Source organism: Pseudomonas sp. BIC9C (assembly GCF_034541995.1).
Classification (GTDB): domain Bacteria; phylum Pseudomonadota; class Gammaproteobacteria; order Pseudomonadales; family Pseudomonadaceae; genus Aquipseudomonas; species Aquipseudomonas fluorescens_CC.
The window spans coordinates 367,684-378,781 of record NZ_JAWDGM010000007.1; the positions used below are offsets into that span (position 1 = coordinate 367,684).

14 protein-coding genes and 1 pseudogene are annotated in these 11,098 nt (G+C 54.4%); 3 read left to right on the forward strand and 12 right to left on the reverse strand.

The window, feature by feature from the left end:
- Positions 1-12 precede the first annotated feature (12 nt).
- The 5 genes from RS887_RS27590 to RS887_RS27610 all read right to left on the reverse strand — a co-directional run bounded on the left by RS887_RS27590 (position 13) and on the right by RS887_RS27610 (position 4,038).
- Positions 13-1,020: a metallophosphoesterase gene (locus RS887_RS27590; protein WP_322617862.1), complete on the reverse strand. Its 1,008-nt coding sequence runs from the start codon at positions 1,018-1,020 to the stop codon at positions 13-15.
- Between the two features lie 418 nt (positions 1,021-1,438).
- On the reverse strand, positions 1,439-1,678 hold the full coding sequence (gene tnpB, locus RS887_RS27595; RefSeq protein ID WP_322617863.1) for an IS66 family insertion sequence element accessory protein TnpB: 240 nt from the start codon (positions 1,676-1,678) through the stop codon (positions 1,439-1,441).
- The gene (gene tnpA, locus RS887_RS27600) at positions 1,675-2,007 is read right to left on the reverse strand and encodes an IS66-like element accessory protein TnpA (RefSeq protein WP_322616842.1); all 333 of its coding nucleotides are present in this window, start codon (positions 2,005-2,007) and stop codon (positions 1,675-1,677) included. Before tnpA ends, tnpB begins: the two co-directional genes overlap by 4 nt.
- Before the next feature lie 326 nt (positions 2,008-2,333).
- Positions 2,334-2,639, reverse strand: coding sequence for an STAS-like domain-containing protein (locus RS887_RS27605; protein ID WP_231422228.1), 306 nt, complete (start codon positions 2,637-2,639; stop codon positions 2,334-2,336).
- Positions 2,640-2,763: 124 nt separating this feature from the next.
- Positions 2,764-4,038, reverse strand: a complete 1,275-nt coding sequence (locus RS887_RS27610) for an ATP-binding protein (protein ID WP_322617864.1) — start codon at positions 4,036-4,038, stop codon at positions 2,764-2,766.
- Between the two features lie 86 nt (positions 4,039-4,124).
- On the opposite strand from RS887_RS27610, the gene RS887_RS27615 reads away from it, so the two are divergent.
- Entirely contained in the window at positions 4,125-4,802 is a 678-nt protein-coding gene (locus tag RS887_RS27615; RefSeq protein ID WP_416340015.1) for a DNA adenine methylase, read from the forward strand.
- A complete protein-coding gene (locus tag RS887_RS27620; protein ID WP_322617866.1) occupies positions 4,802-5,635 on the forward strand; it encodes an 8-oxoguanine DNA glycosylase in 834 nt (277 codons plus the stop codon). Before RS887_RS27615 ends, RS887_RS27620 begins: the two co-directional genes overlap by 1 nt.
- Here the strand turns inward: RS887_RS27620 and RS887_RS27625 are convergent.
- The 4 genes from RS887_RS27625 to RS887_RS27640 are packed head-to-tail and all read right to left on the reverse strand — an operon-like array spanning position 5,570 to position 8,382.
- Positions 5,570-6,250 (reverse strand): nitroreductase family protein, encoded by a 681-nt coding sequence (locus RS887_RS27625; protein WP_322617867.1) that lies wholly within the window; start codon positions 6,248-6,250, stop codon positions 5,570-5,572. The two genes, RS887_RS27620 and RS887_RS27625, sit on opposite strands and share 66 nt — an antisense overlap.
- Complete coding sequence (locus RS887_RS27630) at positions 6,228-6,833, reverse strand: 7-cyano-7-deazaguanine synthase (protein WP_322617868.1); 606 nt, start codon at positions 6,831-6,833, stop codon at positions 6,228-6,230. Before RS887_RS27630 ends, RS887_RS27625 begins: the two co-directional genes overlap by 23 nt.
- Positions 6,830-8,041: a PfkB family carbohydrate kinase gene (locus tag RS887_RS27635; protein WP_322617869.1), complete on the reverse strand. Its 1,212-nt coding sequence runs from the start codon at positions 8,039-8,041 to the stop codon at positions 6,830-6,832. Before RS887_RS27635 ends, RS887_RS27630 begins: the two co-directional genes overlap by 4 nt.
- 20 nt (positions 8,042-8,061) lie before the next feature.
- On the reverse strand, positions 8,062-8,382 hold the full coding sequence (locus RS887_RS27640; protein WP_133160948.1) for a hypothetical protein: 321 nt from the start codon (positions 8,380-8,382) through the stop codon (positions 8,062-8,064).
- Between the two features lie 217 nt (positions 8,383-8,599).
- Here RS887_RS27640 and RS887_RS27645 point away from each other — a divergent pair, with 217 nt between their 5' ends.
- Positions 8,600-8,998, forward strand: a complete 399-nt coding sequence (locus RS887_RS27645) for a hypothetical protein (protein WP_322617870.1) — start codon at positions 8,600-8,602, stop codon at positions 8,996-8,998.
- Between the two features lie 175 nt (positions 8,999-9,173).
- Here RS887_RS27645 and RS887_RS27650 read toward each other — a convergent pair whose 3' ends face one another.
- From RS887_RS27650 to RS887_RS27660, 3 genes and pseudogenes are all read right to left on the reverse strand, one after another.
- A complete protein-coding gene (locus tag RS887_RS27650; protein ID WP_322617871.1) occupies positions 9,174-9,386 on the reverse strand; it encodes a hypothetical protein in 213 nt (70 codons plus the stop codon).
- A gap of 70 nt (positions 9,387-9,456) precedes the next feature.
- A complete protein-coding gene (locus tag RS887_RS27655) occupies positions 9,457-10,230 on the reverse strand; it encodes a hypothetical protein (RefSeq protein WP_322617872.1) in 774 nt (257 codons plus the stop codon).
- A gap of 195 nt (positions 10,231-10,425) precedes the next feature.
- A pseudogene (locus RS887_RS27660) lies at positions 10,426-11,098 on the reverse strand (nuclease); the annotation flags it as partial.

The window sequence follows — 11,098 nt, forward strand, 5'->3', positions numbered from 1 at the left end:
AGCCTGTTGAGACTAGAAGGCTCCAGAAAATACCTGCCAAGGTTGGGGAGCGCTAACATAACCGCTCCCATCCCATCCAAACCTCCAGACAGTCCAGATCCAGTCTGTGCCGTCACATGTCACCCGGTGAAACAAGAAACCTGATTCGTCTTCGTTCTTTTCCGGCCAGCCCACTGTGGATGCACACCTCAGCTCATGAATGCCCCAGATGTTTCCGCTCTGATCATTATGCTGCTCGAGGTGATAGTGCGAATCATGGGTATGGCCCGTCAAAACTACGGCCACATGGTAGGCTGCCGCCAACTGCAACAGGCGGTCACGGGACGCTGCTTCTAGCTCCAATTTACCTGAGCGCCCTCCTCGGTAGCTAATCGAGTGATGGCAGACAATCGCTCGAACTGTCTGGGTTCGCTTAGCAACGCTTCGTCTGAGTTTCTGCTCCAGTAATTTGAATTCTTGGTCAGATATACGCCCAAGAGAAAGCAAACCGGCCCGTCTGCGGCTCAGTAAGGGTGATAGGTCAGGATTCCACCCTGAGTTGGTGTCAATACCAAATACGTCTAAATCAAAGTCATTGTTGTGTGACCTCCACTCTTTTACCCAAGGCGTGGACCTAAACTGCTCATCGAAAATGTTGCCATTGTACGGTTTTAGGGTCGTTCTATTCCCATTCCAATGATCATGATTTCCTGGTATCGCACCTAGGAGATCTGAAGGAGTGTCTAACCCCATCGCACCATACGGGGCGGATAGACGAGAGATCGATACCCTAGAGCGCAGAAATGCATGAGCAACCGCCAACTCCTGCGTAGCCCCTGAAACCGACAGATCTCCACTGGCGATAACTCGTAAAACGGCATTATCCGGCATTTCAGCCTCGTCTATTGCTAGATTGATGCCAGAGGGCAAACCTAAACACTTAGCAAGGTTGTGCGGACGCTGATGGGGTATTAAGCCGCGGCCACTATTGGCCAGCTTTTCTCCGAAATGGAGGTCAGAAATGTGCACGAAGTAGATCATGCTGTAATCTCGAGTCTGAACTCATTGTGAGCCATTGAAACCTGCTCCGTAATTTGGAAGAAGCACCGGTACCTATCTAGGCGAAAATCATCAACTTCCTCGAAGGAACGTTGGGTTGATTGCAGATAAAAACGCGTCGTCAAACAATGAACTCGAGCCGCTGCAAGATAATGGGGCAAGGGGAGGCAACGTATGACCACCCTTGTAACGCAGATAAGACAGTGTTAGTCGCCTCTCTTACATTGAATATCAGCATAGAGCATATATTCGCGACAGGGTCCCAACCTTCATACCAGTGTGTCGAAAATGTCATGCACCGGTCAGTCATCGATAAGATTGCTGATGCAATAAGGCTAAAGTGCTCAATTCCAGTTTCTGTTAGCGCCGACGCTGAATTGACCCACGAATAACTCGTCTGCTAGCGTCCTGTCTCTAAAATAAATTCTCCGTAAAATTGGCTATGCTTCGGCGCCAGCCAGATACCCAACCCATCGTGCACCAGCACTTTCATGCGATTGGCGCGGCGGTTGGCAAACAGATAAGCACAGTGCGGCTGCGCCGCACCGAACACGGCGACCACACGTGCCAGAGCGGTGTCGGTGCCGGCGCGCATGTCCATGGGTTCGGTGGCGAGCCAGATGGAGTCGATGCGGATCATCGCAACAGATCTCGAAGAAAGGTCGCGCACGCAGCCGCGCTGTCGGTTGGCCAATTCACTTTGACGGTACCGCGCGGGTGCTGGATTTCAACGCAGATGCTCAATGACGCAGCTTGTGACTCTGCTCCGGCCAGCGGCACGGGTAACGAAATAAACGCAGGTTGCAGCCCAGTGCTTTTCTGCGTTTGCAGCCGAATCCACTTGTGGACGAGGTTCGCATTGAGGCTGTGGCTCAGCGCGACGTTGGCAATCGAGGCGCCGGGTTGGGAGCACTCTTGAATGACCTGCGCCTTGAAGGATTGGGAATAGGAACGGCGTTGTGGCTGCATGAAAGACCCTCTTAAAAGGCTAGAAATGGTGTCCACTTAAATCAGGTGGACACCATCGCCTTTGGCGTGGGGGTCAGTAAGATGTGTTGGCCGACCGGTTACGTTTGTGAAGGAAATTCTGCGTGTGATTTTTCGCAAGCTTGTTGACTGGGCCTGGGAAAAAATTCGCGAAATGATCAGCTAGCCTTCAAAAAGCGGCCCACCGAATGGGCCGCTTCCGCCAGTGTAAAGTTCAGCCAACTTCTGATGCCCAAGAGCTTCCCAACGAAAAAGTCCAGGCAACAAAAAGCCCTCTAATTTGAGGGCCTTTGTATAAAGCACTTGTTTCACGCAGACATTTTCTGCAACTGCCTAACTCTGTCATGGACCACAAATTTGATAATTCCTTTCACATCGTTTGTGCAGTTTTCGAAGGCAAGACGGGAAATGACTTGTCGCCCATTTTTCAGAATTAGAGCTCCGATAAGCTCATCCACAAATGACTGAGTGACATCGTTTCCAGAGAAATCGATGAGTACACTCTCACCCGTGATAAGCGAGCGCTCGATTTCCTCACGGTAAGGGATCGCTGAAGCTCGCATTCCGTACGTTCGGATAGAATCATCCCTGCCTAATCGAATTTGAGTTTGCATCTCTTAACCCCTTGTATTTCCTAATCCTTTTTACAGCCCGGAATTGATAACGCCCAATGTCAATTCGCAGATGCCTAGTCCCTGTCTAATCGACTCTAGCCCTCATGCCATCAAAAAGCCAGAGCTACCGGAAATCCAGATCCAGATCGAGTTCGCCTTCCTCGATCCCCGCATCGTCCTTGGGTAGCAGATCACTGATGGAGATGGTTGGCAGCAAATCACGGGTGCAGCTAAACGCGATCGATACTCCATTCCACCTAACGTCGCCCAACTCCGTAGAGTACTGACGTTTCGTGTCATGCATGCCATTGCCACTGATAATTACCAGTCCACCACCAGCAGCACCCGCAATTTTCGCAGTGGTTGTAAGCCCGATGCCCTGGTTTTCGCTACCCAAGATCTTCGCCATGGCACCTCGATTGCAGCTAACCCGTGGTTTAAGTGCCGCCTCAATGGCATGCCTATCGGTCAGTTCTCGAACCTCAGGATGTTCCTTGAGGGTCGCGAGGAAACCACACCCATTATCGACAATGGCCATCCGCACAATGTTCAATTTTGGATAGAACTGGCAGGTTATCCATACGGCCGCATTGATTCGACCCTCTCTACGGGCATGAGTGAGCGAGTTCTCAAGCAACTCTTTGAGCGAATACTCCAACGGACCGCGATAGGAATCATATTCGTTCCTGCCTGTGTGCTCGTCTACTGGAGCATCTGGGTCTGACTGGGTGAGCCTTCCGGTAATCGCACGGGCTAGCCGTGACGCCGCAACTTCAGCCTGGTGGTGCTCATGGATCTTGGTAATTTCGACAAGCGACCCGCTTCGATCGTTTCGTTTCCCCAGGGATGATAGGTCAACTCCTTCAATATCGATGTCTTTGAAGAAGTCCATCCTGGCGAGGTAGGACGTGAGATCTTTGCTCAGAAACTGAATGCTCACTCGTTTCCGTGTCAATTGATCCTCGAACATGGCACGCATTGTGGCCATCCCAAGAGGATCGACGTAGGAGAGGGCGCTAGCATCTAGAACGATGTCCTGTGGACAGTTTGCGATCTCGGAGCAAACTGCAAACAAATCCCTGGGCGATTTTGACCCTAGCCCCCAAGGGAGCACAATCGCATTTTCTATGTCGATGGCCTGCATGCAAGTCCTTGGCAAATATACGGAATCCGACCCGAGCTTCATCTGGCCAGAGCTGGATAATAGCCGAATGCCACACGCCGAATCACTTCCCGTTTTTTTATGTCCGAAAAAGACGACCAACGGGATGTCGCCCAGTGCGAATGGATGACCCAGTTCCTGGTTCAAGATAGGCGATCTTAAAATGCTGCAGATACGATCAAAGCAGGAGGGAATTAAAGCCAAGCTTAAGTGACTTTGAGGGTTATCTGCATTCATAACAACTCCCTCTGCCAAACTCCATGCATAGTGACCGTTCAGCGCTTCGCCTTGACATCATCGTCATTTCTGACGATGCTTGGCGCATGAGATATCCAGGCGGGAAAGGCAAGTGCTACCAGCGCTTGATCAACCTGATGCCACCGCATCAGACATACATCGAATCCCACCTTGGTGGCGGGGCCGTCATGCGCAACAAAAAGGCTGCGCAGCGGAACATTGGTTTGGACCTCGACGCCAAAGTCATTGAGCTTTGGCAAACGGAGCGCCCAGATACCTGCGAACTCCACCAAGTCGACGCAGTTGCGTACCTTGAAGGGTATTCGTTCGAAGGCCAGGAGCTGGTCTATGTCGATCCACCCTACGTTCCGGAAACCCGCCGCCGAGCGAAGGTTTATCGCTGCGATTACTCGGAAGAAGACCACACCCGCTTGCTCCGGTGCTTGGTCGCATTACCTTGCAAAGTAATGCTTTCGGGCTATGACTGTGATCTCTACAACCGCGAGCTCATCGGGTGGCGCAAGGTGAGTTTTCCGGCTAAGACCCATGTAGAGCTGCGCGAGGAGACGGTGTGGATGAACTTCGAACCTCCCAGCCGTTTGCACGACAATCGATACATGGGCGAAACATTCCGAGACCGCCAAACCATTCAGCGTCGCCAAACCAGGCTCCGTACTCGTATCGAGAGCCTAGATCCCATTGAGCGACACGAGTTACTGCAATGGATGCAGGAACACTACGGCATTGCCGAGGAGGTAGCCTGATGCAATTAGGCGCTATTTTCATGGACCAAGCGGTCTTCAATGTCGAGCTGCCCACAGCAGACGCAGAAGTTATTCCGGGCGTCCCGTGGGGAGCCATGGAGGCGTTCCCGACTCCTGCCTACTGGGCCTACCAAGTGTACGCACGCCGTCTCACTGGCGATCGGATCAACTACAAGCTCGGCGCAACACTGAAAGAAGAAGTTGGCGCGTGCTTGTTGGGTGGGCATGGCATCCCCGCTAGCGTCGGGCTCGCCGCCTTTCAGCACGTCAAGGAGCGGGGTGCCTTTGGCGATCAACCACCGTCAGAAGAAAACCTGCTCGAGTGGCTGAAAGAGCCCCTAACTATCGATGGTCGCCAAGTGCGATACCGCTTCGCCATACAGAAGGCCCGCTACCTCTGCGCGGCTCTTCAGAAGCTGTCCGCTGAACGACCTCCGTTAGGCTCCGGCAAAGCGCTGCGTGATTGGCTGCTGGATATTCCAGGCATTGGTTACAAGACCGCTTCGTGGGTTGCCCGTAACTGGCTGGATGCGGACGATGTGGCAATCCTGGACATCCACATTCTCCGTGCCGGCCTACTGGGTAGGTTCTTCGAGAGCAACTTGACCGTTGAGCGCCACTACCTGGAGCTCGAAGAGCAGTTCATCCGCTTCAGTAAAGGACTTGGCGTCAGGGCATCGGAGCTCGATGCTCTGATGTGGTTAGAGATGATGTCATCGCCCGCCACGGTGCACAGCATCATGGGCATGGGGCACCACGCACTTGATTCAGGTTCTCGTAGCAGACCCAAGAAGAGCAAGGCCAACCCCAGCCAACTTTCCCTGATCGGCTAGGGTACTGGCCCAAGGCTCACCGGTGATACCCAGCGGACAGAAGTTGAGTCCCTGGGCTGTCGCAGTTAATGCCATGACCGCGAGTAGCACCCCCACGTCACGCCAAACAAGGCTGCAACCATCTTGGTATTTACCCAATGTTTTTCCGGGCTCGGCCAGAAACAGAATGCGTGTTGCCTCATCACCGCCCAGAACCCGCAGACTGAGTTCATAAAGGCCTGCAAGCTTGCCGGTCGCATGTCGGAGCTCCACCAGTTGGTGGGCTCTGGGCTCATACATCCACCATCGATCATCTTCGGGCCGCTTAACGACGATGTGTATAGGGTGGATCGCGCCAGCCGAGGGGGCCGCTCGATGCTCCAGATCAAAACCCAGGTTTGACGTACCGGATCCTCGAGTTCTGCAGGCATGCCAGAGGAAGGCTCCGAGCTGCTGGTCATGGACGACGCCGAACTCGCGATGCGACGCACGCGCATCCAAAACCTCGCCGAACGGCCGGTCTAATGCCTCCGAGGAAGCAGGGAGCGGGCAGACATCACCAATTTCCCACTCGAGAGGCTCATACCGCTCAGGAGCCAGCCTTGGAATAGGGTCACCCAAGTCGATCCAAGTCATACCCCACCTCTTGAAACACCTCCATGTATTTGTTGCAGCCACGGCAGTTGCCACACGCAACATGCGACTTGTGGCAGCTGTGCGCCCAGGCCAGAAGACTCGCAGGGATGCCAGATTTACGGACAAGTTCGGCAGTAGAAAACTCAATTGCAGGTGCCTCCACCACCATGCCGCCCTCTTGCAGGGATAGCAGATGGCTGATCGCCGACATGAACTCGGGCGAGCCATCCCTATGGAAGCCATCCGATTTCACGGTGCCCAACCACAAGTGAGTCACGCCGAACGAGATTGCCTTCATCGCTGCCAGCGTAACCAGCATCTGGTTCCGGTACGGCCACCAATCCGAGGCTGGAGCCAGGCTGTCGGCTTGGCTACCTGCCATGTCTCCCGAGCCCAGCTGGCGGCAGTCAATCTCAATCACATGATGAGGGATTTCCAACTGTTGGCAGATCGTCCTAGAAGCCTCGATCTCGGCCTGCGCCGCAAGCTGACCGTAGTTCAGGGTGAACGCGATGTCCGGGCGCTTCCACCAGGCAATCGTCAAAGAGTCCATCCCACCAGACAACAATAATCCTGTCTTCATAGCACTACCGCTTCCCAGACCGTCTGATAGATCGCACTGACGTAGTCATCGGTGATGCAGCAGTCGGAGCCTTCCATCATTTTCTTGTCCTGTTCAGACTCATTTTCCGCGTAGAAAACGACAGGTTTGTTCAATGCCCGAGCGTAGCCAATCTCGTAGATGGTGCCCGAGTCGAGCCCATCACCAATTGCAAACAGAACGTCGCAATCGCGCACCCCTTCAAGGTCCTTTTCGACCACGTCCTCAGCAGAGCCAAGACCGACGTCATGGTATGGGGAAAATACATCCAGCCCCATTGCCAGCAGGTCTCTGCGAGCCTGCCCGACCATCCACAGCTCTGCGAGGGTGAAGAATGGCCCTGCGAGGTACACCTTAGGGGCGTAGCCATCGCGATACCGAGCTGACGGTTGCAGTGGGTACGGCTTGAAGCCAGCAAGCAAAGCCTGGTCGGGGAAGCCTTGATTTTCGCAATAAAAGGCCGTCGCAATGGAGGCAACCGAGGCTGCATCGTGAGCCGAAAGGCCGTTATCCATCCAGCCCAATGCGAAGTGGGCGGCGAAGGTATCTCCCGAGCCGATCTTCCATACCCGCTCAGTGCGGTATGCAGGTACCGTCGAGATTGCGCCGTTGTCATACACCAAGGCACCCAACGGCCCCATCTTGATGACAACCACCTCCGCGCTCTCCTGCTCGGCAAGCACGATTGCGAGCTCTTGTGCGGTCAACCCACTGGAAGTGGGCACCAACAGATTGGCCTCGTGGCGGTTCAAGACCAGAGCCAGGTGCTTTGCTTCAGAGCCATTGGCCCTGAAGGACTCCGTACCGTCGGCATTCTGTGGATCAAATACCGCGTACTCAGCATCAACTACTGCCGTTCCATCGATCATGCCGAATCGAAGCACCTTCTCGGCGCTAACCTGCAGTTCCGATTTGACGTGAGTACCACGTCGAATATCTGGATTGGCGAGACCATGGATGTACTCGAAAGTCACCCCCGCCGGCGCAGCTGTGGCATTGAACTGGAAACCTTCCGCAGCTGCGCGGGCATCAACGACGATCTGGGTGCTGCTATCTACACAAGCGTGTAATTCCGCCTGTCCACCGAAACGGGCAATCGCCGTTGCTGCCCTCCCTGCCGACCCATAAATATCGTCCCACGCCGGGCGCATGCACCGCTCTCGGTAGACCCCTCCTACGATGGTAATCATAGAGCTCTCCTTGCTCGCAATTAGATGTGGTAGACCCGAAGGCGTACTTGTCCGCCACCAACGTGCAGCACACGTGCCTGGTACTGTTCGCCCTGACTCATGCAGCTTCGCAATTGATTCAGATGGGGGTCGACAATCCCACCTGCCTCAGCGCCGTTCCACAGTGCGGAGACGACCTGTTGATTGCCAGACTGCGAAAAGACAATGTCGAGGATGTCATTGACGCTCAACTGCCCAACTACCTGCGCCTTTGGTGAAGCAAGTTGGGTATCAAACTGAAGGGCCGCGCAGGAAGTGGTGGGTGTGGATGGACCCAGATAGCTACCGCCAGAACCAGACATTCGCATTTCCTTTCGCTAGTCAAATTGAGCGCAAAGCAATATCACATCTGAAAGGCAAAAGGCCATGCTGAATCGCCCCTTGTTTTCCTGCACACATCCACCAGCACGGCCAGCCCCCTCAAAAAAAATCCCTCAACAACTGGTTAAATACACAGGTAGCCCCCATCTTGTTTTGCAGGGCCAGCGCACCGCTGTCACCCACAGTGAGGAAAGACCTATGCGTTTGATGCTTCAGGTTGTGTTTTCGTTGGCTGTTCCCCTAGCTATGCTCGCTGGCACCAGTGAAGCGAGCGAAATCGCACGAGTTGAGTTTCCATCGGATCAAGGGAATTACGTTCAGGCCTATGAGAGCGGTGGGACCAAATGGATCGAACTTGTAATTGTCGATGCCAACGGCCACCGTCGTATTGCTAAGGGGACGGTTTCGCCCGAACAGGGTGCTGACTTCTCCAAGCGGCTTTACGAGGTCTCAGCTAATTTTGGTCCATGTGGTACAGGGGAACTTAAGCAGCCGAACTACGTCGGTACGACTGTTTACTTTCAGGGCTTTAAAGATGGGACCGGCGAATGTGAGATCCAAAATCCTCCCTATGAACTCACGCGGATCATCCGTTAAAGTCGGCTGAGAACTCCCAGTTACATTGACGAGAGTCGCTGACGGTCTGGTACCTTTCTAGTCAACAGCGACAAAGAGAAAGGGGGCGCTGCTTTTAGGCGAACTCTTTCTCCTCGAGGCACGTTAGGCGCACATCGGTACGACTAACGTGCCTTGCAGAAACACACCTTGCCTATCAAGGAATCACAATTTCTTCCTCTAACACGTCCACCACACCCGGTTTGAGGGGATCAATCCAGTCCGCTTTGGCGTGTCCCCAACGGAGTAGTTCGAGTTGCTCAATAGAAAGCTCCTGCCGTTCGGCGCTTTGCTCCAGAGCATTCCGCGTCTTGTCGACGTTTTCGCTCCATCGCAACGTCGCGAACTCGCTGGCGCTCGGCGTCTTCAACTACCTGACGCTCTTTATTGACTAAAAACTCCACCGCTCTGGCGGCCATTAGCCCAACCAGTTTATTGAGCTACAACTCCACTGGCCGGCTGTCTGAGTCAACAATTTTCCCTCCGTAACCTTCATTGACCAAAACCTGCAGCCTGCCGGAGAGTGTGAACTGCCATTTCGCCCAATAGCTCCATTCCCCTTTGGCCTGGGCCGCTAGCTCCTTGGCGGTAGGTTCATATTGGGAGCGCAGTGACGCTTCAAACAAGCGCAAATGCAGGACATGGCCGAACATCAGAATCTCAACACGGTGCTTGCCTTGTTGAACGGTATACCCCCGTTTCTCCAAGGCTTTTAGCAATGTGTCCGCCACCTTCAGTGCTCGACTCTGTAGTGCGGGAGAAACTGAAATATTGAGCCCGTTGCCGTGCGTCTGCGGCATGCCACGCTGATCGATGATCGGTCGCCCTAATGCCTCGCGAGCAGCAGTCACTACAGGATGCCACGCCTTGATGCGCTCCGGTACCACAATCTGGTTTTCCGGCTGCTGCTCAAAACTCAACACGCGCTGAAGTCGGCTGTCGACGACTTCAGCGACCGGAGCCTGAGGAGAGGGCTGCCCGACGGGGCGATACAAATAACCGGGATGGCCAGTGTATTCGCGCAGCTTGGGGCGGGGGGGCACGCGCTTAGCGGCCTTGACCTTGGCCCAAAAATCCCGTGACGGCGTGGGGATTTTCAGACGCGTACAGAGCTTTTTCAGCCCCACGTCGGACAGCCCGTAGCGCGGCGCCACCACCTGCACGGGCTCGGACCAAACCTCCTCTAGCAGCTTTGCCCGGTCAAAGCGTTCCACTATTTAACCGATCCTCCGATTATGCGCAGCGCAGTTCGACTTCGCCTGGCCCCGAGCCCAGTGACTTATCGGAGTAGCGGTCAGGACCTTCGGGAAAGGCACCAGTTCACAGGCTCTGTAATCGCAGGTAAGCGACCTAGTGCGAGTGATGAGAATGCTATGACAAGTAGAGTCTTTCTTAGATCGTTACTCTACTCAAAGTGACATTTGGAAACGCTCTTTCAACCGCTCAATCGTCCAGCGCCACTTAGGGGTGGTCGGACGACAGACGGTGTTTTGGTTACCGAACATACCGACCTCTTTGATGGCTTGTTCGACCGGGACCGTGCGTAGCCATTCTACCGGCACGAAGTATTCGGACAGGTCAGGGTCATTGATGTGCTCGGCATGATACGTACCGTGCAAGGCCGCTTGCATGACCGGTATATCGATGCCGTTCTGTTTCACGGTGAACTCCGCCGCCGCGGTGGCCAAGCCGGTGACTCGGCCGACCCCCACATAACCTTGTTGCGGGATGTTCACCCATACACGATCGCCTGGTGCGAGCATCTTCAAGCTTTTGCTGTACCAAGTGCCACCGCCGCCACAGATAAAACCAAACGCCTGGGCATCCTGCCAAGCACGCGTGGTGCTGTGACCAAAAGAGCAGTAGTACTCGCCATTCCAGGGTTCGCTTTGCCCACCCGCACTACCACTGCTGGCGTTGACCTGGGTTTCTACCGGGTCGATCAACCATGAGCGACTGATTAGTTGCTGCTCGCCAAGCTGGAATACCTGAAAGCACAGCACGTTAATCGCAATATCTCGCTCGCTGAGATAGGCCACGATGTTGGCGCTGATGCCGAATTGACCCACTGGCCGAGATGTC

What these genes read in the sequence shown, in the direction of transcription:
- RS887_RS27605 (WP_231422228.1), bottom strand. Translation starts at nt 2,639, where the DNA reads ATGCAAACTCAAATTCGATTAGGCAGGGATGATTCTATCCGAACGTAC.
- tnpA (WP_322616842.1), bottom strand. Translation starts at nt 2,007, where the DNA reads ATGCAGCCACAACGCCGTTCCTATTCCCAATCCTTCAAGGCGCAGGTC.
- RS887_RS27625 (WP_322617867.1), bottom strand. Translation starts at nt 6,250, where the DNA reads ATGACTTGGATCGACTTGGGTGACCCTATTCCAAGGCTGGCTCCTGAG.
- RS887_RS27645 (WP_322617870.1), top strand. Translation starts at nt 8,600, where the DNA reads ATGCGTTTGATGCTTCAGGTTGTGTTTTCGTTGGCTGTTCCCCTAGCT.
- RS887_RS27635 (WP_322617869.1), bottom strand. Translation starts at nt 8,041, where the DNA reads ATGATTACCATCGTAGGAGGGGTCTACCGAGAGCGGTGCATGCGCCCG.
- RS887_RS27620 (WP_322617866.1), top strand. Translation starts at nt 4,802, where the DNA reads ATGCAATTAGGCGCTATTTTCATGGACCAAGCGGTCTTCAATGTCGAG.
- RS887_RS27615 (WP_416340015.1), top strand. Translation starts at nt 4,125, where the DNA reads ATGAGATATCCAGGCGGGAAAGGCAAGTGCTACCAGCGCTTGATCAAC.
- tnpB (WP_322617863.1), bottom strand. Translation starts at nt 1,678, where the DNA reads ATGATCCGCATCGACTCCATCTGGCTCGCCACCGAACCCATGGACATG.
- RS887_RS27610 (WP_322617864.1), bottom strand. Translation starts at nt 4,038, where the DNA reads ATGAATGCAGATAACCCTCAAAGTCACTTAAGCTTGGCTTTAATTCCC.
- RS887_RS27640 (WP_133160948.1), bottom strand. Translation starts at nt 8,382, where the DNA reads ATGTCTGGTTCTGGCGGTAGCTATCTGGGTCCATCCACACCCACCACT.
- RS887_RS27590 (WP_322617862.1), bottom strand. Translation starts at nt 1,020, where the DNA reads ATGATCTACTTCGTGCACATTTCTGACCTCCATTTCGGAGAAAAGCTG.
- RS887_RS27630 (WP_322617868.1), bottom strand. Translation starts at nt 6,833, where the DNA reads ATGAAGACAGGATTATTGTTGTCTGGTGGGATGGACTCTTTGACGATT.